Annotated in this window: 18 protein-coding genes and 1 tRNA gene; 11 read left to right on the forward strand and 8 right to left on the reverse strand. The window is 73.1% G+C overall.

Features of this window, described 5'->3' with window-relative positions:
• Positions 1–3 precede the first annotated feature (3 nt).
• Complete coding sequence (locus tag AB0398_RS22755) at positions 4–528, reverse strand: AAA family ATPase (RefSeq protein ID WP_366377443.1); 525 nt, start codon at positions 526–528, stop codon at positions 4–6.
• 172 nt (positions 529–700) lie between these two features.
• Here AB0398_RS22755 and AB0398_RS22760 point away from each other — a divergent pair, with 172 nt between their 5' ends.
• Together AB0398_RS22760 and AB0398_RS22765 are read left to right on the forward strand one after the other, a co-directional pair.
• Entirely contained in the window at positions 701–1,309 is a 609-nt protein-coding gene (locus tag AB0398_RS22760; RefSeq protein WP_366377444.1) for a hypothetical protein, read from the forward strand.
• Positions 1,310–1,508: 199 nt separating this feature from the next.
• Positions 1,509–2,114, forward strand: coding sequence for a GPP34 family phosphoprotein (locus AB0398_RS22765; RefSeq protein ID WP_366377445.1), 606 nt, complete (start codon positions 1,509–1,511; stop codon positions 2,112–2,114).
• 96 nt (positions 2,115–2,210) lie between these two features.
• On the opposite strand, the gene AB0398_RS22770 is transcribed toward AB0398_RS22765, so the two are convergent.
• Both AB0398_RS22770 and AB0398_RS22775 read right to left on the reverse strand, forming a co-directional pair.
• Entirely contained in the window at positions 2,211–2,582 is a 372-nt protein-coding gene (locus AB0398_RS22770) for a hypothetical protein (RefSeq protein WP_366377446.1), read from the reverse strand.
• A gap of 94 nt (positions 2,583–2,676) precedes the next feature.
• Positions 2,677–3,258: a TetR/AcrR family transcriptional regulator gene (locus AB0398_RS22775; RefSeq protein ID WP_366377447.1), complete on the reverse strand. Its 582-nt coding sequence runs from the start codon at positions 3,256–3,258 to the stop codon at positions 2,677–2,679.
• Positions 3,259–3,352: 94 nt separating this feature from the next.
• On the opposite strand from AB0398_RS22775, the gene AB0398_RS22780 reads away from it, so the two are divergent.
• Positions 3,353–3,805, forward strand: coding sequence for a VOC family protein (locus tag AB0398_RS22780; protein WP_366377448.1), 453 nt, complete (start codon positions 3,353–3,355; stop codon positions 3,803–3,805).
• A gap of 38 nt (positions 3,806–3,843) precedes the next feature.
• On the opposite strand, the gene AB0398_RS22785 is transcribed toward AB0398_RS22780, so the two are convergent.
• Complete coding sequence (locus tag AB0398_RS22785) at positions 3,844–6,318, reverse strand: polysaccharide lyase 8 family protein (RefSeq protein ID WP_366377449.1); 2,475 nt, start codon at positions 6,316–6,318, stop codon at positions 3,844–3,846.
• 302 nt (positions 6,319–6,620) lie between these two features.
• Between AB0398_RS22785 and AB0398_RS22790 the strand changes: the two genes are divergently transcribed.
• The 4 genes from AB0398_RS22790 (at position 6,621) to AB0398_RS22805 (ending at position 11,470) form a co-directional block, all read left to right on the forward strand.
• Entirely contained in the window at positions 6,621–7,199 is a 579-nt protein-coding gene (locus AB0398_RS22790; protein ID WP_366377450.1) for an NUDIX domain-containing protein, read from the forward strand.
• Positions 7,200–7,738: 539 nt separating this feature from the next.
• Positions 7,739–9,172: a Gfo/Idh/MocA family oxidoreductase gene (locus AB0398_RS22795; protein WP_366377451.1), complete on the forward strand. Its 1,434-nt coding sequence runs from the start codon at positions 7,739–7,741 to the stop codon at positions 9,170–9,172.
• Positions 9,173–9,356: 184 nt separating this feature from the next.
• Positions 9,357–10,229 carry an NEW3 domain-containing protein gene (locus AB0398_RS22800; RefSeq protein WP_366377452.1) on the forward strand — a complete coding sequence of 291 codons (873 nt, stop codon included), beginning with the start codon at positions 9,357–9,359 and terminating at the stop codon, positions 10,227–10,229.
• Positions 10,230–10,342: 113 nt separating this feature from the next.
• A complete protein-coding gene (locus AB0398_RS22805; protein ID WP_366377453.1) occupies positions 10,343–11,470 on the forward strand; it encodes an AI-2E family transporter in 1,128 nt (375 codons plus the stop codon).
• A gap of 42 nt (positions 11,471–11,512) precedes the next feature.
• Here the strand turns inward: AB0398_RS22805 and AB0398_RS22810 are convergent.
• Positions 11,513–11,587 (reverse strand) — tRNA-Trp (locus AB0398_RS22810).
• A gap of 159 nt (positions 11,588–11,746) precedes the next feature.
• On the opposite strand from AB0398_RS22810, the gene AB0398_RS22815 reads away from it, so the two are divergent.
• Both AB0398_RS22815 and AB0398_RS22820 read left to right on the forward strand, forming a co-directional pair.
• The gene (locus AB0398_RS22815; RefSeq protein ID WP_366377454.1) at positions 11,747–12,772 is read left to right on the forward strand and encodes a DUF5954 family protein; all 1,026 of its coding nucleotides are present in this window, start codon (positions 11,747–11,749) and stop codon (positions 12,770–12,772) included.
• 439 nt (positions 12,773–13,211) lie between these two features.
• On the forward strand, positions 13,212–16,529 hold the full coding sequence (locus tag AB0398_RS22820; RefSeq protein WP_366377455.1) for a S8 family serine peptidase: 3,318 nt from the start codon (positions 13,212–13,214) through the stop codon (positions 16,527–16,529).
• A gap of 21 nt (positions 16,530–16,550) precedes the next feature.
• Here AB0398_RS22820 and AB0398_RS22825 read toward each other — a convergent pair whose 3' ends face one another.
• Both AB0398_RS22825 and AB0398_RS22830 read right to left on the reverse strand, forming a co-directional pair.
• Positions 16,551–16,997 carry a hypothetical protein gene (locus AB0398_RS22825; RefSeq protein WP_366377456.1) on the reverse strand — a complete coding sequence of 149 codons (447 nt, stop codon included), beginning with the start codon at positions 16,995–16,997 and terminating at the stop codon, positions 16,551–16,553.
• A 38-nt stretch (positions 16,998–17,035) separates the two neighbouring features.
• A complete protein-coding gene (locus tag AB0398_RS22830; protein ID WP_366377457.1) occupies positions 17,036–17,761 on the reverse strand; it encodes a hypothetical protein in 726 nt (241 codons plus the stop codon).
• A 496-nt stretch (positions 17,762–18,257) separates the two neighbouring features.
• Between AB0398_RS22830 and AB0398_RS22835 the strand changes: the two genes are divergently transcribed.
• Complete coding sequence (locus AB0398_RS22835; protein ID WP_366377458.1) at positions 18,258–21,353, forward strand: glycoside hydrolase family 3 N-terminal domain-containing protein; 3,096 nt, start codon at positions 18,258–18,260, stop codon at positions 21,351–21,353.
• A gap of 157 nt (positions 21,354–21,510) precedes the next feature.
• Positions 21,511–21,804 (forward strand): YkvA family protein, encoded by a 294-nt coding sequence (locus tag AB0398_RS22840; protein WP_366377459.1) that lies wholly within the window; start codon positions 21,511–21,513, stop codon positions 21,802–21,804.
• Between the two features lie 60 nt (positions 21,805–21,864).
• On the opposite strand, the gene AB0398_RS22845 is transcribed toward AB0398_RS22840, so the two are convergent.
• On the reverse strand, positions 21,865–22,251 hold the full coding sequence (locus tag AB0398_RS22845) for a PRC-barrel domain containing protein (RefSeq protein ID WP_366377460.1): 387 nt from the start codon (positions 22,249–22,251) through the stop codon (positions 21,865–21,867).
• Positions 22,252–22,287: the final 36 nt, after the last annotated feature.

Genomic DNA, 22,287 nt, shown 5'->3' on the forward strand with positions numbered 1-22,287 from the left:
CGTTCAGCCCTTGAGCGCCTCCGCGATCCGCAGGGCGACGGCGTCGGGTGCGAGGTGGGTGGTGTCGACGACCTCGGCCTCGGCGTGCAGCCAGGTGCGGGCCGCCTCGGCGTAGGGATCGAGGTACTGGAGGCGGAACGGCGAGTCGGGGCCGGTGACAGTGTCGTTCGCGATGCGCGCGCGGAGGGTGTCCCGGTCGGCGTGGAGGACGAAGTGCCGTACCGGGACGGCGTGCCGGGTGAGGCCCTCGCTGATCTCGCGCCAGTACTCCTCGACCAGGACGGTCATGGGGATCACCAGGGTGCCGCCGGTGTAGTCGAGCACGCGGCGGGCGGTCTCGACCACGAGCGGCCGCCACGGCGGCCAGTGCTGGAAGTTGTCCGTCTCGGGCAGCCCCGGCGTGATGTCCATGAGGGTCTCGCCGACCTTCTCGGCGTCGAACACCCGTGAGTCCGGGATCAGCCGCCGCACGAGCGCGGCGGTCGTCGTCTTGCCCGCGCCGTGGGTGCCGTTGAGCCATACGATCATGGGCCCGACGCTAACGGTACGCGGGGCGGTGACGGTATCCCCTCGCGCCGTGCTCCACACACGTTTGCCCGCGAGGAGCGGTGGAAGAGTTGATCCCGACGACCGGTCGGCCGAGTCGCGGCCGGGGCGGCCGGACCTCCTCGACTCCACGATCCGAAGGGGAGCACCTCCGTTGCGCTTCTACGCCCAGACACCCGCACGCCGGAACCGCCAGGTGCTCGTGGACCTGATCGCCGTGGTCCTGATCGCCGCCGCGGTGTGGGCGGCCCTCGCCGTCCGCGGGACGATCATGCTGCTGGCCGAGCCCGGACAGAAGGTGGAGAGTTCCGGTGACAGCCTCGCCAAGGAGCTCGGGGAGGCGGGGGAAGCGGCGTCGGACGTGCCGTTCATCGGCGACGTCCTGCAGAAGCCGCTCCGGTCCGCGGCCGACGCCAGCTCCGGCTTCGCCGACGCGGGCGTGTCGTTCCAGGAGACCGTCGGCCAGGTCGCCGACGTCGTCACGGCGGCCCTCATCGTCATTCCGGTGCTCTTCGTCCTGCTGCTGTGGCTCCCGCCCCGCCTGCTCTGGATCCGGCGCAGCAGCACCCTGCGCCGCCTCGCCGAGGCTCCCGGAGGCGCCGATCTGCTCGCCCTGCGCGCCCTCACCGGCCCTCCCGGCGCACTCACCGCACTGCCGGCCCCGCCGCCCGGCGGATGGGCCGACGCCTGGCGCCGGGGAGACCGGGAGGCCATCGCCGACCTCGGCGCGGTCGCGCTCAAGCACGTCGGGCTCCGTCCCTGAGGGTCCCCCTCGGGGGCTCCTCGGATGGATCGCCGTCGCGGAATCCGTCCGGCGGCAGGGCTTCGACCGCCGGGGTGGGGGCGATACTGATCGTGGTGGGCGCTCCGCCGCCGAACCGGCCCCGGAAACGGGCCGGGTGCCGGCCGGGATCGGCCGGTGGGGAGGCGCGCCTTGTCGACGTCTTCGAGGGGAGCCGTTCATGAGCACGGCGAAGGACCTGTTCATCATCGCCATGGACCCGGGGCCGGAGCGTTCCGTGGGGCAGGGCGACCTGTCGCTCGCGCTCGCGGGGGCCGAGCTGATCGATCTCGTCGGTACGGGGGCCGTCACCGTGGACGGCGACCGCATCGTGCCGGGCGGGCCGCCGGCGCCGGACGACCGGCTGCTGGACGAGGCCGCGGGACGGCTCACCCGGCAGCCACCCTACGAACGGATCGAGGACTGGCTGTGGCGCCGGGGCGAGGACCTCTCGTCCGCGTACCGGGCCGCGCTGGAGGAGGACGGCGAGCTGACGCGGAAGCGGAGCGGTCTGTCGCCCTTCGGCAGGGAACGCGTGGAAGCGGTCGACACGCCGGCCCGCCGCCGGGCGGTCGACCGCCGGGAGGCGGGGGAACCCGTCCTGGCCGCACTCGCCTCGGCCGTGGGAATCGACGACGGGCGGCCCGACGGGGATCCCGGTCTCGACGACGAGGCGGTGACGACCGTGGTGGCGGCCGTCCACGACGCGGTGATGGAGCTGGAGGCCGTGCGCCAGCGGCGGACCATCGAGAACGCGGCCTTCGCCAACGTCTGGCGCGGCCCGTGAGTCGCGGTCGACGGCGGCGGGCTCCCCTCGGTGGACGCCGAACAGCGGCCTCGGCCGGAGGTCCGGACGGCTGACGCGGCCCGGGCCGGCCCGCGGTCAGTCCGCGGTCACCAGAAGCAGGCACAGGACCACGAACGGCACGACGGCCCCGCCGAGCAGTGCCAGGGCCGCCGGGGCCGCCGCCGTCAGCCGTCCGCCTCCCTTGCGCCGGCCCGAGCGGAACACCGCGCGGGCCAGGGCGGGCGGCAGCGCCAGGAGGGCGAGGAGGAGCACCGGCACCAGGAACCGGCTGAACGTGGTGGTCCCGGTGTCGGTGGCCAGGCGCCAGGCCGTGGTGCCGAAGACCACCACCGGGCCGGTCAGCAGGCCGAGCGAGAGGACCGACGCCACGGCGACCGTCAGCCCTTCGGTCAGCCTCTCGCCCCGTGTGCGCTCTCCGCGCGCTTCCACCGTCCGGCCGTGTTCCATGTCCGTTCCCCCTGTGTCGCGGCTCGGCGTCGTCGGCGCCCCGAGACGGCGAAGGCGATGGTCTCACGGCCCGTCGACCCGCCGGAGGGGAGCGTCAGGCCGGGACGCGCAGCCCCGCCAGGAGCCGGTCGAGCGCCTGCTCCGCGGCCCGCGGGTCCCCGCCCCGCGCGATCCAGAGCGCGGCCTCGTTCATCGCGCCCGAGAATAGCCGGGCCAGGGGCTCCACCGGCCGGTCGGCGATCAGCCCGGCCTCGGCGAGCGTCTCCAGGGCCTCCGCGAGGTGCCGGGCGGAGGACTCCTCGTCCATGGTGCGCCACTCGTCCCAGCCCAGCACGGTCGGCGCGTCGACCAGCAGGATCCGCCGCACCGCCGGGTCGGTCCCCGAGGCCAGGAAGGCCCGGCAGCCGGCCCGGAGCTGCTCCCAGAGGTCCTCGTGCCGCTCGGCCTCGGCCGCGACCCGCTCCCCCAGTTCGTCCTGGACCTCGGAGACGACGGCCCGGAAGAGCCCCGCCTTGCTGTCGAAGTGGTGGTAGGCGGCCCCCTTGGTGACGCCGGCGGCCCGCGCCACCTCGGCCAGCACCACGTGGTGGTACCCGTCCGCGGCGAACCGCCGCCTCCCCTCGGCCAGCAGAGCCCGCCGCGTGGCCGCCCGCTGTTCCGCCCGGTTGACCGCCATCGTCCTCACCCTTCCCCTTTCACGTACCCGGGGTATGCTAACGCCACGATTCACATACCCGAGGTATGCGAAAAGGAAACGGAGGGCTTCGGCCATGACGAACGAACTCACCACCCCCGCCCCCACGGGCGGACTCGGCGGCTTCTACCCGGTGCTCGCCACCCGGGACGTGGCGGCCTCCCGCGACTTCTACACCCGTCACTTCGGGTTCGAGGTGACCTTCGAGGCGGACTGGTACGTCAGCCTGCGCCGTCCCGACGCCCCGCAGTACGAGCTGGCCCTCCTCGACCACGCCCACCCGACCGTTCCCGAGGGCCACCGGGCGGCGCTGCGGGGCGGTCTGCTGCTGAACTTCGAGGTGGACGACGTGGACGCCGAGCACCGGCGGCTCGTGGCGGAGGCCGGTCTGCCCGAGGTGCTGCCCCTGCGCACCGAGGAGTTCGGGCAGCGGCACTTCATCGTCGCGGCCCCCGACGGCGTGCTGGTCGACGTCATCACCGTCGTCCCGCCCGGCGAGGAGTACGCCGCCCTGTACACCGGCGCCTGACGATCCGGGACGGGACGCGACGGCACCGCCCGTCCCCCTCAGCCCAGCCGTACGACCGCCTTGTGGGTGGCCGCGAGGGTGCCGGGGGCGACGCGGAGCCGGAGCGCGGCGCCGGTGCCGAGGACCTGGACCGCCGGGTCGTGGGAGAGGACGGCGGAGACGGGCCGGTTCCACGTCAGGTCGATCGCCGCGCCGTCCCGGAGCGGGCCGGAGACGCAGACCGTGGCCGTGGTGCCGGACTCGCGGATCAGGACCGACGCGGGGGCGCCGGTCGTGACCTCGCCGACCGTGCCGGCGAACCAGAGGTTGACGCCGGTGAGACCGAGGGAGGGGACGCGTACGCCCTGGTGGTCGTCGGTGTTGGCGAGGACGGTGAGCCAGCCCCGGTCGGCCGCGCGGGCCTCCGTACGCTCCCGGCTCGCGCCCGGCATGAGGACGTACGCGTACGCCGCCAGGGTCGGATCGGTGCCGTGGTCGAACCAGAGCGTCAGGTACCGGCGCGTGACCGGGTCGGTGACGGCGCCCAGGTTGATCTCCGACCACCTGCCCGTGCGCGCCTGGCGCAGGGCCTTCAGGGAGGAGGGCGCACCGCCCGGGAAGACGTAGCCGGCGTGCCCCGCGAGGTGCGCCCAGCGGGCTCCGGTCAGCGTGGCGCTCCAGCCGGGCGCCGTGGGCTGGGCGGCCCCGTCGACGGTGAGGACGTGGACGCCGTTCTCACCGAGGTTGCGGTTCTCCACGGTCGACTCGACGCCGGTGCCGTCCCGTCCGTGGATCCCGGCGCCCAGGCAGACGATCGCGTCGTCGAGGAAGAACCAGGACTTCTTGGCGAGGAGCGTCGAGGAGAGCCCCTTCAGGTACTGTCCGACGGCCGCGTACGTGCCGTCCGTCGTTCCGCCGACCCATCGGACGTCGGGCCGCGCGGCGCCCCAGGCGCCGCCCGCGCCGTCGGCGAGCGGCTTGCGCGAGGCGGTGGTGCCGGGCAGCCGGTAGGGGTCGACGGTGGGCCAGAAGTCGTCGCTGTACTGCCCGTTGGCGAAGGTGTCGCCCCACCAGTAGAGCATGCCCGAACCGCTGTGCCAGGCGCGCAGGTTCTCGCCGTTGCCGTTCTCGTAGTACGTGATGCGCTTCGAGGCCATGGAGAGCGAGGCCGCCCAGCCCGGCCTCCGGTGCACGGCCCGGTCCATGCCGGGGAAGAGCCGGTGCCCGGCCGGTTCGGGACTCGGCGCGGCCGGGCCGTCGTCGATCCCCTTGAGGCGGGCGAGCGCGGCGACGCCGAGGGCGGGGCTCGTCAGGAGCGGGCTGTAGTAGTCCCGGGCGATCCAGCCCTTGACCATGCCCTCCCAGCGGGTCTTCTCGGCCGCCGACGCGCTCTGCGCGAGCAGCGCGACGCAGGCGATGATCCCGTGGCCGCGCAGGTGGTCGTCCTGCCGGACGGCCCGGGTGTCGGTCTTCTGCACTCCCCGGCTGACCGCCCGGCCCGAGACCGCGTCCATGGCGAGGCCGTTGAAGAGGAAGGGCGCGTACGCCTTCTCCACCGAGTCGAGCACCACCTGCCGGCCGCCGTCGGTGACCTCCCAGGCGGAGCCCTTGAGCAGGGCGAAGAGGTGGGAGAGCCCGCCGAGCATGACGGCTCCGTACGAACCGGCGTAGGGGACGTAGGTGTGCTGGACGAAGCTGCCGTCGGCGTACAGGCCGTCGCCGGAGGTGACGTACGGGAAGACGGGCGAGAGCGCGTCACGGGCCAGGGCGAGCTTCGCCGGGGACTTCCCGAGGACGCCGCGCAGCGCGAGCACCCGGCAGAGGTCGACGCGGTTGGCGCCGGTGGAGGTACCGGTGTAGCTCGCGACCGCGCCGTCGGGGACGAAGTGGTCGACGGCGGCGCAGTGTTCGGCGACGCGGGCGGCGCCGAGGTGGTCGTACAGCAGGACGTCGATGTCGAGCAGCGCCTGCGGGAAGCCGATCTGCCAGCTGTACCAGTTGCCGTACCGGACCCGGCCCGCGTGGTACGCCTGGTCGTGGAGGTGGTCGAGCCCGGCCAGGATCGCGTCGCGCAGCCCCGCGTCGCCGGTGAGGCCGGTACCGGGCTGCGCGTACGCCTCGGCGAGGGTGCGCAGCCTCGTGCAACTGGTCTGGAGGTTCCCGGAGTACGTGTACGACTCGGGGTCCGTGTCCGGGTCGGGGTCGGCGTAGGGGAGGTCCGGCCAGAGGGAGCCGTCCGCCGGCGCCATGGCGGCCCGCAGGTCGCGCGCGGTGGCGCCGAGCGCGGCCAGCTTGGCGGCGAAGGGCTGGGCACCCGGGTCGAATCCGCTGCCGAGGAGCAGGCCGCGCCAGGTCAGCCGGAGGGCGTCGTAGGCGTCGGCGGCGTGCGCGGGGGACGGCACGGCGAGCGGGAGGGCGAGGGCGGCGGCACCGAGCGCGGTGGTGCCGAGGGCCGCGCGCAGCAGGCCGCGCCGGGAGAGCGGGGAGGCGGGGTCGGGGTCGGACGCGGAGAAGGGTTCGGGCGATGAGGACATGGCGGGGCAGACCTCTCGGGAGCACGGGGGAAGGAAGCCCGGGCGGGCACCCGGCGGTGGCCCGGTGGCCGACAGCATGCCCGGGATAGAAAGCGATTTCTACCCCTGGGTGAGGGAGGAGTTCCGCCCTGCCGGAACCCACTCCTCCCCGGCGGCCGGGTGTGCGACAGTGCCGTCATGCTGATCGTGAGGACCGGTCCGCCCGCGGCGGGGAAGAACTCGGCCGCCGGAGGGCTCGGGCGGGCGCCGGTCGGCCGCCGCCGCTCGGGCGGTGTCCGTTGAACGGCGGAGGACGGCACACGGTGCCGGTGGACGTGCATCTGGTCGCCGTCCGCGACGGGGAGGAAGGTCCCGAGGTGCTGCTGTCGAGGCGGGCCGGGGCCGTCTACGCGGCGGGGTACTGGCATTTCCCCTCCGGTCACGTCGACGGGGCCGGTGAGGACGTCGTCACCGCGCTCGTCCGCGAGACGCGGGAGGAGACGGGCCTCGTCGTGGATCCGGCCGACGTGCGCGCCGCGGTCACCGTGCACCACCGTTCGCCGTCCGGCGGCGCGCGGGTCGGGTTCTTCTTCGAGGTCCGCCGCTGGCGCGGGACGCCGGAGGTCATAGAGCCCGAAGTGTGCGACGGCATGGGGTGGTTCCCGCTCGGCGCGCCGCCGGAGCCGATGGTCGCCTACTGCCGCGCCGGGCTGGACGCGTACCGGTCCGGTGGCGGAGTCGCGCTGCACTTCCAGGAGCCGGGCGACCCGATCGCCCACACCCCCGACACCGACCGGCTCCACCTTGTGCCCGCTACGGAGTCCTTCGGGTCCCGGACCGGGTGGGAGGTGCGTCAGCGGGCGGCCGGATCGCCGGCCGGACGGACTCGTCGAGGCCCGTAGCCCGCGGCGAGGCGGCTCGGGGCCGTACAGGATCGGACGTCGCCCCGGACGAGCGCGTGCAGGTGCTCGATCCTCCGGCGCGCGTCCTCGGGCGTCTCCACCGGCAGCCGGTTCCAGTGGCGGATTGCGGGGTCCCGGTCGGCGGCCACCAGGGCGTCGGCGTCGGAGACGCGCCAGGGGCGCGGTTCCGGGCCGCCGGGAAGAGCGAGCACCGGTTGTCCGACGCGGCCGCCCGGCCTGCGGGAACGACCGCCGGTACGGGTGAGCCCGAGATCATCACGGCATCCCGCCACAGCCTTCGGGCCGCCGGGAGTGATGCGTTCCAGGCGGGTCGGGGAGCGGGCCGCGGCGCCCCCGGCGTCGCGTGGTTCTGGAGGCCGTCCCAGTGCTCGCGATGTGGCCTCGTGCGTGAAACTCGGCGATTGTTGCGCGATCCTGCTTACAACGGGCCCTCATTGAACACCTATTGACACGCACCTGATCGCCCCGTCAGAGTCGTCACGCGTCCGCTGCCGTATGTCTTGAGGAGCGTCGAACCCATGTCAGAACTCCCCGCAGTCTCACGCCGCCTGCTCCTGGGAGGCGCCCTGGCCACCACCGGAGCGCTCGCGGCCGGGGTGGGATCCGCCCCCGACGCGACCGCGGCGGCGGTGGCGGCGCCCTCGCCGCGCCGCAGGCCGGGCCAGAAGTCCATGGTCGACGTGGCCTACGACGTCCACCGGACGGTGCGCGTCGGCGTGATCGGACTGGGCAACCGCGGCGCCGGCATGACCACGGGCTGGTCCGTCGTCCCCGGCTGCACGGTCACCGCCGTCTGCGACGTGCGCGCCGACCGCGCCAAGCGGGTCGCCGACGGCCTCGCCGCCGCCGGGAAGCCGCGCCCCGCCGAGTACGGCGGCTCGGCCGACTCGTACACGCAGATGCTGCGGCGCGACGAGATCGACCTCGTCTACATCGCCACGCCCTGGGAGTTCCACTACGCCCAGGGCAAGGCCGCGCTCCTCGCCGGCAAGCACGTCGTCGTCGAGCTGCCCATCGCCACGGAGCTCGACGAGCTGTGGGACCTTGTCGACACCTCCGAGCGCACCCGCAGGCACCTCATGCTCTCGGAGAACTGCAGCTACGGCCGCAACGAGCTGGCCATGCTGAAGATGGCGCACGAAGGCCTGTTCGGCGACATCACCAACGGGCACGGCGGCTACCTGCACGACCTGCGCGAGCTGCTCTTCTCCGACACGTACTACACCGACGCGTGGCGGCGGCGGTGGCACACCCGCAGCACCGCCTCCTTCTACGCCATGCACGGCCTCGCGCCGATCGCCGCCGCCATGGACATCAACCGGGGCGACCGCCTGACCACGCTGCGCGCCACGGCGACCGAGCCGAAGGGCCTGGCCGACTACCGGGAGCGGTTCGTGCCCAGGAACCACCCCTCGTGGAAGGAGACGTACGTCAACGGCGACCTGGTCACCTGTCTGATCGAGACGGCCAAGGGCCGGATCATCCGCGCCGAGCACGACGTGAGCTCCCCGCGGCCCTACAGCCGGATCAACTCCCTCGCGGGCAGCCGGGGGATCTTCGAGGACTACGCGGGCGTGCTGTCGGCCGGGGGCGGCCGCGTCTACGTGGAGCCGGACCACAGCGGGCACTCCTGGCGGGACTTCGGCTCCTACCGCAAGGAGTTCGACCACTGGCTGTGGAAGAAGATCGGCGACGACGCGGCGAACAACGGCGGTCACGGCGGCATGGACTACGTCCTGCAGTGGCGGACGGTGCAGCTCATGCGGGCGGGCCTCGTGCCCGACATCGACGTCTACGACTCGGCGGCCTGGTGCGCCCCCGTCCCCCTGAGTGTCATGTCCCTGGCGGCCAAGGGACGTCCCGTGCAGATACCGGACTTCACCCGGGGCGCCTGGGTCAACCTCCGCACGGGCCTCGACTCGCGCGCCACCGAGATGCCCCCCGTCGTCTGAGACCGCCTCCGTCCCCACCTCCGTCCCTGCCGTGAAGGAGCAGCACGTGAGACCAGCAGGACTGATCCGATCGCTCGGGGCCGTCGTCGCGGCGGGCGCGCTCGCGCTCCTCCCGGCCACGGCTTCGGCCGCGCCCCCGTCCGCGACCTCAACCTCAACCTCAACCTCAGCCACAGCCACAGCGGTGGCGATCTCCCCCGTCGACCTGGACGGTCCCGCCATCTCGACGGTGAAGGTGACCGTCACCAATCCGGGACCGGAGCGGATGCGCTCGCTGAAGGTCTCCTTCGGAGGGCCGGTCGGCTGGGCCGTGCAGCCCTCGGTCCTCCAGGTGGACGGCTCCCTGGCCAAGGGCGCCTCCACCGAGGCCACCTTCCGGATCCAGGTGCCGGAGCGGCGCCCCGGCTTCACCGTCCGCACGTTCACCGCGACCGCGACCTACCGGGGCGGCGACGGGGCCGGGTCCGCCACCAGTACCAGGACGCAGCACAGCGGCACTCCCCTGGCGAACCTGGCCGCCGCGTACAACAACGTGGGGGTGACCGACGAGGGCAATACGAAGCCCGGGAACTACGACGGCGAGGGCAACAGCTTCTCCGCGCAGAAGCTCGCCGACGCCGGGCTGCGTCCCGGCGGGACCGTCAGCGCCCTGGGCGCCGCACTGCGCTGGCCGGACGTGCCGAGGGGGACCCCGGACAACGTCTCCGCCGCGGGTCAGGCCATCGCTCTGAGCGGTACGGGCAGCAGGCTCGTCCTCCTCGGGTCGGGCGTCACGAGCGGGGCCTCGGGCACCGCGACCGTGTACTACGCGGACGGAACGAGCAGCAGCGGCTCGTTCGGCTTCCCGAACTGGTCGTTCGATCCGGCGAACGCCCACGGGGCGACCCTGGTGGCGTCGAGCGACGGGCGCAATCGGCCCACCGGATACGGCAACGCGGGCATCGCGTACCGCGTGTTCGCCCACTCGATCCCGCTCGACCCCGCCAAGCGGGTGGAGTTCGTGGTGCTGCCGGGCAACGGCAACATCCACCTCTTCGACCTGGCCGTCGCGCCCTGATCCCAGCCGCCGCTCCCGCCCCGGACGTGCCCGGCGCCCGGGGCGGGAGCGGCGGCGGTGACGGAAGAGAGGAGAGGTGAGGAGGGGGACGGCGGTTCATTAGGGTGAGCCCCATGCCTGCCACGTTGAGTTCAACGAAGACCGCCGCCGCACTGCGCACGGCAGCACGCGTCTCCGCCGAGTCGCTGCTGGTCCTGCTGATGGCCGCGGTGTCCCTGTGGATCCTGGGCCGCATGTGGTCGGTCGTCTGGCCGCTCATAGTGGCCCTGTTCCTCACCACCATGACCTGGCCCTTCGCCCGCTTCCTGCGGAGGCGCGGATGGCCCCCCGCCCTGGCCGCGGCCGTGGTCACCGTCCTCTTCCTCGTGGCCGTCGCGGGCATCGTCGCCCTGATCGCGGTGCCGGTCGCCTCGCAGTCCGGGGAGCTGGCGGACGGGGTGGTCGAGGGCATCCAGAAACTGCGCGAGTGGGCCGCCGGGCCGCCGCTCAACATCGGGGACGACCAGATCTCCAGCGCCTTCGACGCGGCGGTCGCGCGGGTCCAGGACAGCGTCGGCAGCATGGTCACCACCGTCGTCACGGGCGTGAGCACGGTGTTCAACGGCCTGGTCACCGCCGTCCTGGCGCTCTTCCTGATGTTCTTCTTCCTCAAGGACGGCCCGCGCTTCCTGCCCTGGCTGACCCGTCAGCTTCCCGGCCGTCTGGCCACCGACGTCCCCGTCGTGGCGGAGCGCGGCTGGGAGACCCTGGGCGCGTTCGTGCGCTCGCAGGCGTTCGTCGGCCTGCTCGACGCCGTGTTCATCGGCCTGGGCCTGTGGTTCCTCGACGTGCCCCTGGTGCTCCCCCTGGCCGTGCTGACCTTCGTCTCCGCGTTCGTGCCGATCGTGGGAGCCCTGTTCGCGGGTCTGGTCGCGGTCCTCATCGCGCTGGTGTCGAACGGTCTGACGGACGCGCTGCTCGTGCTCGCGATCATCGTCGTGGTGCAGCAGCTGGAGGGCAACGTGTTCCAGCCCATGATCCAGAGCCGCGGCCTCGGCCTGCACGCGGCGGTCGTCCTCCTCGCGGTGACGCTGGGCGGCAGCCTGGCCGGCATCGTGGGCAGCCTCCTCGCGGTGCCCGCGGCCGCGCTGGTCTCGGTGGCCTGGAACTACCTCCGCGAGCAGCTCGCCGTTCCCTCGGCGGAGCCGGAGTCCGACGGACCGGACGCCGGCGAACCGCACACCGCCGCCGTACCGTCGTAGGACCCGCCCCCGCCGGCCCTCCGGGCCGTGCGGGGGTGCGGGCGGGACCGGCCGGAGTCGAACCGGCGTCCTCGCGGTGTTGGAGACCGCGCGCGTCGACCTCTGCGCTACGGCCCCGCCCGGCGGCGATCCTACGGCTCCGGCGGCTCGCGGCCGGCACCGCTCCCGGCCGAAAGGCGCCTACGGTGGCTCGAAACGCCTCCCGTTGTCACCCGTAAGTTGAACCGATGGGCCGATCACCGGACCGCCCGCCGGATCCGGTACCACAATGCGCACATGGACGAACACGCGAAGCGACGTCTGGACGAAATGCGTGCGGGGTTGGTGCGGGAGGGCGATCCCGTCGCCTGGGTGACCGAGACCGACGCCGCCGAGGCAGCCGTGCGGTATCCGGGGCTCGCCGTGCGCGGCTCGCTGTTCGGGGTGGCGGCACGGGAGGCCGGCGCGGACTCCCCGTGGCGGGTGGTGATGCCACTGCTGGACGGGATGCCGCAACAGACCCGGGACGGCCTGCAGTCGAAGTTCTTCTTCCGGGCCAAGGACGACACCGACGACCCGGAGGTGCGGCGCGAACTCCTCGCCGCCGTACGCGTCCTCGAACGGAAGCCGGTCGACGAACTGGTCGTGCTGGGGACGACGTACCGGATCGTGCGCGGCGACGAGGTGGCGCGCACCGGCCCCGACGGCCTGGAGCCGCCGCGCCCCACCGATCCGGAGCCGGTGTTCCGGATCTGGGAGCGGCAGACCGGCGCCGGCCGCTGCCTCGACACCGGCACCGTGCTCGACCCGGAGAAGACGAACGGGCTCATGGCCGAGGCCCTGCGGCTCGGGCTGCGGGAGTTCCACTACGTCGGCAAGCGCTACCCCGCCGCCGTCCGGGCCGACTCCCGGAAGGCGGTCACCACCCATCCGGACATCGCCATGCTGCCCGTCGGCTTCGGCGTCGTGGAACGGGCCGGCGACGTCTGGGAGCCGCAGGGCTCCCTGGCGCCGACCCCGCACGAGGCCCGGCGGGGCCTGTACGACTGCCTCACCGATCTGTGGGCCCGCCTGTACGCGTGGGACGACGAGCAGCGGGAGCGGTACCGGCGGGCCGGCGAGCTGTTCCGGGCCGCCGAACGCTCCGACGAAGTACGGGTGGACGGGAGGGAGTTCCGGATCTGCCGCGTCGAACGGATGGTCCGGTTCGGTCCCGACGGCCCCGAGGGGCCGCGCCCCTCGGACGTCGACGAGTACGGGCCGACGAAGATGCACCCGCGCATGGACGAGGACGGCACCCTGCACTACGACGAGGACGAGTAGGCGCGGGAGAGCGGGCTCATCCGCACGCGGACGGAGGGCCGTTCCGTCCGCGTGCGGATACGGCCAATCGGAGGGGCGTCCTCCGTCCACGGGTGCGCCCCTCCCCCGAAAACACCCCGGACCTGCGCCGGAGAGCGATCCGGAGGGACCGGCGGGCGCCGCCGTCGCACAAGCATCGTCCGGCCGTCACGGAGCGGTCACATCGCCGTCGTCGTCCCATCGAACCCGGCGACTCCTGAACGGCCGGAAACCACACGCCTTTCCGCGCACCGCTTTTGATCACGTCTCCCCCGGCTCACATACTGCGCTGGCCAGCGGCGGGCGGCCTCCCGCCCCCCGGCTGGACACGACCTGAGACACCCCGTTCCGAGCTCCTGGGGGAGACTTGCGCGCACATGTGAAGAGAGCAGGCGCCTTCACCGTCGCAGCGGCCACAACGATGGCCCTGACCACGGGCACGACCGGCCCCGCGACGGCGGTCGCCGCGCACACGGCGGCCGCACCCGACATCACCCGCGTCGGCGGCGACCGGCGGATACCGCTCGTCACGGGCGACCGCGTGGTGGTGGCCGCCGACGGCCGGATGGTGGGCTTCGAGTCCGCCGAGGGCCGCGAGCACATACCCGTGCAGATACGGCGCACCGGGGACCACACCCTGGTGGTGCCCGCCGACGCACAGGGCCTGATCGCCACGGGCAGGCTGGACCAGCGGCTCTTCGACCTCGACGTGCTCACCGACCCGCGGTTGCGTGAGAGCCACGGCGACGGGCTCAAACTGATCGTGCGGTACGAGGGGGGCGCGGGCGCCGCGCGGACCGAGGTGCGCGCGGCCGGCGGCACCGAGTTGCGGCGCACGTTCCCGACCCTCGGCGCCGACGCCGTACGGGCCTCGCGGGAGGACCTGGCCGAGGTGTGGGAGGCGCTGACCGACCGGCGGGGGAACGGCGTGCGCGCCACCGCCTCCGGCATCGACAAGGTGTGGCTGGACGGGGTGCGCGGCGCGCGCCTGGACCGCAGCGTCCGGCAGATCGGCGCCGACAGGGCGTGGGAGTCCGGGTACGACGGAACGGGCGTCAGGATCGCCGTCCTGGACACCGGCGTCGACAGGACGCACGACGACCTGCGGACCCGGGTCGTGGGCGAGAAGAACTTCTCCTCCTCCCCCGACGCCGTGGACCGCGTCGGGCACGGCACGCACGTCGCGTCGATCGCCGCCGGCACCGGCACCAAGTCGGGCGGCCGGTACAAGGGCGTGGCCCCCGGCGCCGAGCTGATCAGCGGGAAGGTCCTCGACGACGACGGCTACGGGGACGACTCCGCCGTCATCGCGGGCATGGAGTGGGCCGCCGCCGAGGGCGCGGACGTGGTCAACCTCAGCCTGGGCAGCACCGACAGCCCCGGCGTCGACCCGCTGGAGGAGACGATCGACAGGCTGTCCGCCGAGAAGGGCGTCCTGTTCGCCGTCGCGGCGGGCAACGAGGGCGAGAGCGGCGGGTCGACGGTCGGCTCGCCGGGCAGCGCGGACGCCGCCCTGACCGTCGGCGCGGTCGACGGGGACGACCGTCTCGCACCCTTCTCCAGCACCGGCCCGCGCGTCGGCGACGGCGCCGTCAAGCCGGATCTGACCGCGCCCGGCGTGGCGATCACCGCGGCCGCCGCCCCCGGCAGCGCCCTCGACACCCGGCCCGGCACTCCGCACCCCGCGCCGGGGTACCTGCAGATCGACGGCACCTCCATGGCGACCCCGCATGTCGCGGGCGCGGCCGCGATCCTGAAGCAGCGGCACCCCGACTGGAAGGCCGCCGAACTCAAGGGCGCGCTGACCGCGTCCGCGAAGGGCGGCGACCTCACCGTCTTCCAGCAGGGCGCGGGCCGCGTCCAGGTCGACAGGGCGCTGGCGCAGAGCGTCGTCGCCGGACCGGTCTCGCTGAACTTCGGCACGGCCCGGTGGCCGCACACCGACGACCTGCCCCTCACCAGGAAGGTCGTCTACCGCAACCTCGGGACCGAGGACGTCACCCTCGACCTGGCGGTGTCGGCCCTGGACCCGGCGGGCAGGCAGGCCCCGGCCGGGTTCTTCTCGCTCGGCTCCCCGAAGGTGACCGTGCCCGCCGGCGGCACGGCCGGGGTCGACCTCGTCGCCGACACCCGGATCGGTGACGCCGACGGCGCCTACTCCGGTTACGTCACGGCCACCGCCGAGGGTCAGTCCGTCCGTACGGCCGCGGTGGCCGTACGGGAGGCGGAGTCCTACGACCTCACGTTCCGGGCCGTCGGCCGCGACGGCGCCGACGCCCGGAACTTCGCCACCACCCTGTTCGGCGTCGCCGGGCCCGCCGCGGGTTTCCAGGCCTTCGTCAACGACGAGCCGGGCAGCCACACGATCCGCGTGCCCAAGGGCTCGTACACGTTCAACACGGCCGTATACCAGGACCCTTCGGACTTCACCAAGGGCACCGACTGGATCGTGCGGCCGAAGCTGGACGTCACCGGTGACACCGCGCTCGTCGCCGACGCGCGCACCACGAAGCCGGTGTCCCTCACCGTGCCGGGCATCGACGAGGCGGACTACGCGGGGACGTACTACGAGCGCGCCACCGAGATCGGCCGCGTCGGCAACGGCTGGGTCCTCAGGGGCTTCACCGGCTTCCGCACGGCCCACACGGGCCCGGCCGTCACCGACGGCTCCCTCCTGCAGACCTGGGACGCGCACTTCGTCAAGGACGCGGCCACCCAGTACGCAGTGGCCTTCGGCGGCGGGACGGACAGGGTCGCGACCGGCTACGCCAAGCACGTGAGGGCGAACGAGCTGGCCACGCTGAAGGTCGGCCTCGGCGCCTCCGCCCCCGGGAAGTCCGCCTTCGCCTCCCCGTACGCCCGCATTCCCGGGGCGCCGGAGGGCAACGGGTTCTCCGTGCCGCAGGCGGCGCCGGGCACGCGCACCTTCCACGTCTCCACCGGCGACGGGGTCACGTGGCTCACCAGGTTCAACCAGCTCGGCGCGCCCGACGAGTGGGGCTATCCGGCCCTCGACGGCGCCTACGAGATGGTCCGGCCGAAGCGCTACGAGGCCGGTGGGACGTACCGGGAAACGTTCAACACGGGCGTCCTCGGCCCGCTCCTGGGCGAGGACACGGGTGTCTTCCGCACCTCTCCCGACCCGGTCACGGGCGAGCAGCGGATCGTCGGCGCCCTGCCGCTGCTCGCCGACGGCGCGGGGCACGCGGGGAGCACGGAGTACACCTCGGCCACGTCGGCGCTGTACCGCGACGGCGTCGAAATCGGCAGGAACGAGGATCCGCTGAGCGGCTCGGAGCCGTTCACGGTCGACGCCGCCGACGCCGAGTACCGGCTGACGGCCTCCGTGGAGCGCCCGGCGGAGATCGCCGCGGCCTCCACCCGGGTCGAGGTCGGCTTCACGTTCCGCTCGCGGCAGGTCGCGGCCACCACCGCCCTGCCGGTGTCCACGGTCCGCTTCGCGCCCCCGGTCGACCTCGCCTCGCGGCTTCCCGCGGGCGCCCCGGTCTCGGTCCCAGTGACCGTGCAGGGCGCGGCGGCCGGCGGGAACCTCAAGTCGCTCGCCGTGTCGGTGAGTTACGACGGCGGGAAGACCTGGAGGGCCGTGGAGGTCCGGAACGGCCGGATCTCCGTGAAGAGCCCGGCGAAGGGCAGGGGCGTCTCCCTCTCCGCCGAGGTCGTGGACAGGCGGGGCAATACGTCGACCCTGACGATCCGCGACGCGTGGCACGGCGGGTGACGCCGGCCGCGTGACCGTTCCCTACCCCGGCCCGGTGCCGCCGTCCGAAGCGGCGGCACCGGGCCGGGGCGCGTCCGGCGCCTCCTCCGCCGCCACCACGACCTGGTGCTCGTCCTCGTAGAGGATCCTGCCGGGGTTCCAGGACTCCAGGCGGCGGCACTCGACGCCGTGGGCGGCGAGGAGTTCCAGGTAGCCGTCCACGCGCTCGATCAGGTGCCGGGCGGACGTCTTGAACCAGGCGACGGCGCCCGGATGCACCCGGGGGTCGTACACGGAGGGGTCCACACGGGTCGGATTGGTGTAGTGGGCGTCGTACCAGTCGTTGCCGGCCCTCCAGAACCGGTGCTGCTCCTCGGTCAGCCGGCCCTGCGCCGCCAGTTCGTTGGCGAGCACGAAGACACCGGGGAAGTGTCCTCGCGGATGCCTCACCACTCCCTGGAACCGGACGAACGGGGCTTGCCGCTCCACGGCGTTCCTCCTTCGCGTCGCCTGCGCGCGCCGGTCCGTCAGCGGGGCGTGACGCAGGAGCCCGGCCTTCCGGGCGAGCCGGTCACGTACTCGGGGTACAGCAGGTAGTCGCCGGGGCCGCAGGACGCCTCGTCCAACACCAGGTACTCGGCCAGCGGGGACCCGCAGTCCACCTTCTGCAACCGCTGTTCGGGCCAGTCGGCCTCGTTGCGTACGCAATCGCCCACCGACAGCGCGACGGGGCCGCCGCCGCTCGTGAGCAGCCCCACGAGCAGCAGGGCGGGGACCGCCAGGGCGAGCAGGGCGATCGGGGTGAGGATCAGCATCGCGGGGGCCCTGCGCAGGACGCGTCGGCCGGGGTGGAGCGGGGGCCGCACGGCGCCGTACGGCTCGGGCAGCCGGCGCAGGGCGGCCCGGGCGCCGAAGGCGTTCCCCAGGACCACGAAGGGCGTGACGAAGAAGGAGAAGAGGCCCCACCAGCCGGTCAGCAGGGTGTCGGAGGTCATCTGCCGGTAGACGGCGAGTCCGCACGTGCGGCAGAGGACGCCGCGCCGCGTGACCGTGCGCATGATGACGATCATGCCCTGGTGGGCGCGGACGGTCACGGGGATCGCGGGGTGCGCTCCGCAGACCTCGCAGCCGGCCGCCACCGGGTGTCCGGGCCCGTACTGCTGCTGGTGCGGGTACGGGTACGGCTGTGGAGGCGGGTACTGCTGCGGATGGTGCGGCGGGTGCGGTTGCGCCTGCGGATGCGGAAACGTCATGGAGCCGGCTCCCCCTTCGTCGTCGACCAGCACCCTAACCGCAACCTCGCCATGCCCATGTCGGCGCTCCCCTCCGCCGGGGACGATCCGTCAGGAGCCCTTGAATGTTCAGGCTTTGAACACAAAGAGGATGCCGCGAGGGAGGCACGGCCGGAGCACTCCGTGTTTCGGTCGTTGTCGGTGTTAACTCTTGACGACGTGACGGGCTGACGGTTGACTCGCCCGCACCGCGCTGAGAGCGCTTCCAGAGCGGTTCTGACAGCGATGTCGTCCCTCGACGCGGAGGCCCCGATGCGTGCCACGATCGCCGACTTCCCACGTGAGGAGGGACGGCGGCACCGCCGTCCCCCGGGCCCCGGGCGCCGGGGCCGAGACGGGCTCCACGGTCCCGTACCGCGTTCGTGAAGTGACCGAAGGACCTTGCCCGGCCCACCTCCTCCGTGCCGCCGCACCCGTACCGCTCCGCACCACCGCACCCCGTACTGAAGGAGCCGCAATGCCACGCACCAGACACCAGAGCCGCTTCGGGAACCGCGTCCGGGGCAGAACCGCGACCGCGGTGGTCGCCGCCGGCGCCGTGCTCGGCGGGCTGCTCGCCGGTGCGCTGCCGAGCGCCGCCGCCGACGAGCCCGTGCCGGTGGCCGTCGACCGGTTCGAGGGCGAGGTCCCCTTCGGCAATCCTCCGGCGGAGGGCATCTTCACCTGGGGCAGCGACGCCGACGACCACCCGGCGCTGCGGCTCGCCGAGCGCGCCGACGCGCCCGAGGGCTCCAAGGTCCTGGAGGGCACGTTCGACATCAGCGGCTGGGGCGGGTTCACCCATGACTTCGCCTTCGACCGGCCGGCCCACGACTGGACCGCCTTCAAGGGCATCCGCTTCTGGTGGTACGGCCAGAACACCGCGCCGCTGCCGCCCGGTTCGGGCAAGCGGATCAACTTCGAGCTCAAGGACGGTGGCGCCAACGGCGAGGCGTCCGAGCTGTGGACCACGTCCTTCACCGACGACTGGGAGGGCTGGCACCTCGTCGAGATCCCGTTCTCCGAGTTCCAGTACCGGGCCGACTACCAGCCCGTCGGCGGCATCGACCAGGTCCTCGGGCTCAACGAGATGTGGGGCTACGCCCTGACCCTGCCGCCCGGCTCGCCCGGCGAGTTCGCCCTGGACGGGGTGGAGCTGTACGGCAGGGCGGAGCCCGCGCTGAACACCAAGGTGATCACCGACGCCGCCGTGTACCCGGTGACCGAGGGCGGCAGCGCGCGGGTGAAGGTGACGGTGGCCACCACCGGTTCGGGCCCCATCGGCGAGCCCGTCACCGTCGCGTACACGACCGGGAAGGGGACCGCCGAGGCGGGCAAGGACTACGCGCCGGTCAGCGGCACCCTGACCTTCCCGGCCGGGACTCCGTCCGGCACCTCGCACGTCGTCACCGTGGCGACCGAGAAGGACGGTTCGGCCGAGGAGGCCGAGACGATCCCGCTCACGCTCGACGTGACCGGCGCCAAGGCGCCCGCCGAGACGCCGCAGGTCGTCGTGGACGCGCACGGCCTCCCCTACCTCGACAAGCGGCTGCCGGTGAAGAAGCGGGTCGCGGACCTCCTCGGGCGGATGACGCTGGAGGAGAAGGTCGGGCAGATGACGCAGGCCGAGCGCAACGCGCTGCGGTCGCAGGGCGACATCGCCTCCTACCGGCTCGGCTCGCTGCTCTCCGGCGGCGGCTCGGTGCCGACGCCCAACACGCCCGAGGCGTGGGCGAAGATGATCGACGCCTATCAGCTCCGGGCGCGGGCCACCCGCTTCCAGGTGCCGCTGATCTACGGCGTGGACGCGGTGCACGGGCACAACAACGTCATCGGCGCGACGATCATGCCGCACAACATCGGCATCGGCGCCGGACGCGACCCGAAGGTCGCCGAGCGGACCGGGGCGGTCACCGCCAAGGAGGTCCGGGCCACCGGCATCCCGTGGGACTTCGCGCCCTGCGTGTGCGTCACCCGGGACGAGCGCTGGGGCCGTTCGTACGAGGCGTTCGGCGAGGACCCGGCCCTGGTGAAGGCCATGGAGACGGTCATCGACGGCATGCAGGGCGCGAGCAGCGGCGCGGACCTGCACCGCAACGACAAGGTGCTGACCAGCGCCAAGCACTTCGTCGGCGACGGCGGCACGGAGTTCGGGTCGTCGACGACGGGTTCGTACACGATCGACCAGGGCGTCACCAGGGTGACCCGGCAGGAGCTGGAGGCGGTGCACCTGGCGCCGTTCGCCGAGGCGGTGAAGCGCGGGGCGGGCACGGTGATGCCCTCGTACTCCTCGCTCGACATCGTCGGGGACGACAAGGGCCCGGTGAAGATGCACGCCAACGCCGAGATGATCAACGGCGTCCTCAAGGACCGCATGGGCTTCGAGGGCTTCGTCATCAGCGACTGGCAGGCGATCGACCAGATCCCCGGCGACTACGCGAGCGACGTGCGGACCTCGGTCAACGCCGGCCTCGACATGATCATGGTGCCGACCAACTACCAGGACTTCACCCGGATCCTGGCGGAGGAGGTCACCGCCGGACGGGTCTCCCGGGCGCGCGTGGACGACGCGGTCGCGCGGATCCTGACCCAGAAGTTCCGGCTCGGCCTGTTCGAGAAGCCGTACGCCGACACCACCCACCTCGGCTCGGTCGGCTCGGCCGCGCACCGCGCCGTGGCGCGGGAGGCGGTCGCCAAGTCGCAGGTGCTGCTGAAGAACGACGGCGGCGTGCTGCCGCTGAAGAAGTCGCAGAAGGTGTACGTGGCCGGCTCCAACGCCGACGACCTGGGCAACCAGGCCGGTGGCTGGACCATCAGCTGGCAGGGCTCGTCCGGCCGGAACACGACCGGCACGACGATCCTCGAAGGCATGCGCAAGGCGGCCCCGGACACCGAGATCGCCTACTCGAAGGACGCCTCGGCCGCGACCGGGGGGTACGACGTCGGGGTCGTGGTGGTCGGCGAGACGCCGTACGCCGAGGGCATCGGCGACGTGGGCAACGGCCACGACCTGGAGCTGACGGCGCCGGACAAGGCCGCGGTGGACAAGGTGTGCGCGGCGATGCCGTGCGCGGTCCTGGTCGTCTCCGGGCGGCCGCAGCTGATCAGCGACCGGCTCGGGGCGATCGACGCCCTGGTGGCGTCCTGGCTGCCCGGCACCGAGGGCGACGGCGTGGCGGACGTCCTGTACGGGACCCGGCCGTTCACTGGCCAGCTCCCGGTCACCTGGCCGAAGTCGGAGGCGCAGCTGCCGATCAACGTCGGTGACGCCTCGTACGACCCTCAGTTCCCGTTCGGCTGGGGTCTGACGACCCGGCCGGTCCCGCAGGTCGGGGGCGAGCTGACGCTCAAGGCGATCGGGGTCGCGGCCAAGGTGCTCCAGGCGGCCGGTCGCGGGACGTCGCCGGAGGGCCGCGAGCTGCTGTCCCGGGCGCGGGACGTCGTCCAGAAGAAGATCGGCCAGAATGTCACCCCGGCGACGGCCAAGCCGTTCGCGGAGGCGGACCGGCTGCTGATCTCGGGCGACCTGACGGGCGCGGTCGCACGGCTGACCACGGCGTACCGGGCGGCCTGATCCGGCGGGCACGGCGTGTGCGAGGGGCCCTTCCCGGGTACGGGGAGGGCCCCTTCCCGTGGCGGGCGTGCCGGCCGGCTCCCGGTGTCCGCCCGGCGGACCGTACGATCGGTACGGTCCGGAGGCATGCGGGAGAGGCACGGGGTAGGAGAGCGGTATGGACAGCTCCTTCTGGATCGTGGTGGTCGCGGTTCTCGCGCTCGTGGTGGCGGGATACGCGGCCGTTCTGCTCGTACGCGTCTTCCGGGCCCGCAGGCTGCTCCTCGACGCCGGCGTCCCGTTGCAGCCCAAGGCCCTCTTCTGGGCGGCCGTGGTGTACACGGTGTCGCCCATCGACCTGATCCCCGACCCCGTCTACCTGGACGACGTCGGCGTCCTGCTGCTGGCCCTGCGCGCGCTGCACTCGGCGGCGGCCAGGAGCAGGACGGGTGGCGAGGAGCTGAAGGGCTGACACCACGAGGCGGTCCCCGCAGCCTGCTGCGGGGACCGCCTCTTGGTCGTCCGGCCCGGGTCAGACGGGGGTCGGGCCGCCGAGCGGTCCGCTGCCGAACGGCCCGCCCGTCCGGTAGTGCACGGCGATCTCCTCGCGGTACTGCTGGTCGGCGAGGTGCTTGTCGGAGTGGAACTCCGGCGCGTTCTTGATCTGCTCCTTGGTCAGGCCGAGGTGCACCGTGTGCTCCTCCAGGTCGATCCGGGTGACCGTGCTCGCCGGGAGCAGCACCTCCTTGCCGAAGATCCACACGCCGGTGTCGACGACCAGGTAGGCGTCGTCGACCTCGTCGGAGTGCTTGTCGACCTTGCCGATGTGCCCGTCGGTCGCCTCGACCCGCCAGCCGCTCAGATCCGTGCCCACCAGGTGGCCGAACGCCTGCCCGTAGCTCCACACGTTCTCCGCCATGTCGCTCACTCCTTCGTCTCGGACGTGCCGTTCCGG

Origin of the sequence: Streptomyces sp. NPDC086147, from assembly GCF_040702165.1 — a bacterium.
GTDB lineage: Bacteria > Actinomycetota > Actinomycetes > Streptomycetales > Streptomycetaceae > Streptomyces.

Bases quoted from the DNA above. Each gene is read 5' to 3' on its own strand.
- AB0398_RS22755 (WP_366377443.1), bottom strand. From the start codon at position 528: ATGATCGTATGGCTCAACGGCACCCACGGCGCGGGCAAGACGACGACC.
- AB0398_RS22765 (WP_366377445.1), top strand. From the start codon at position 1,509: ATGAGCACGGCGAAGGACCTGTTCATCATCGCCATGGACCCGGGGCCG.
- AB0398_RS22770 (WP_366377446.1), bottom strand. From the start codon at position 2,582: ATGGAACACGGCCGGACGGTGGAAGCGCGCGGAGAGCGCACACGGGGC.
- AB0398_RS22775 (WP_366377447.1), bottom strand. From the start codon at position 3,258: ATGGCGGTCAACCGGGCGGAACAGCGGGCGGCCACGCGGCGGGCTCTG.
- AB0398_RS22780 (WP_366377448.1), top strand. From the start codon at position 3,353: ATGACGAACGAACTCACCACCCCCGCCCCCACGGGCGGACTCGGCGGC.
- AB0398_RS22785 (WP_366377449.1), bottom strand. From the start codon at position 6,318: ATGTCCTCATCGCCCGAACCCTTCTCCGCGTCCGACCCCGACCCCGCC.
- AB0398_RS22795 (WP_366377451.1), top strand. From the start codon at position 7,739: ATGTCAGAACTCCCCGCAGTCTCACGCCGCCTGCTCCTGGGAGGCGCC.
- AB0398_RS22805 (WP_366377453.1), top strand. From the start codon at position 10,343: ATGCCTGCCACGTTGAGTTCAACGAAGACCGCCGCCGCACTGCGCACG.
- AB0398_RS22815 (WP_366377454.1), top strand. From the start codon at position 11,747: ATGGACGAACACGCGAAGCGACGTCTGGACGAAATGCGTGCGGGGTTG.
- AB0398_RS22820 (WP_366377455.1), top strand. From the start codon at position 13,212: ATGGCCCTGACCACGGGCACGACCGGCCCCGCGACGGCGGTCGCCGCG.
- AB0398_RS22830 (WP_366377457.1), bottom strand. From the start codon at position 17,761: ATGACGTTTCCGCATCCGCAGGCGCAACCGCACCCGCCGCACCATCCG.
- AB0398_RS22835 (WP_366377458.1), top strand. From the start codon at position 18,258: ATGCCACGCACCAGACACCAGAGCCGCTTCGGGAACCGCGTCCGGGGC.
- AB0398_RS22840 (WP_366377459.1), top strand. From the start codon at position 21,511: ATGGACAGCTCCTTCTGGATCGTGGTGGTCGCGGTTCTCGCGCTCGTG.
- AB0398_RS22845 (WP_366377460.1), bottom strand. From the start codon at position 22,251: ATGGCGGAGAACGTGTGGAGCTACGGGCAGGCGTTCGGCCACCTGGTG.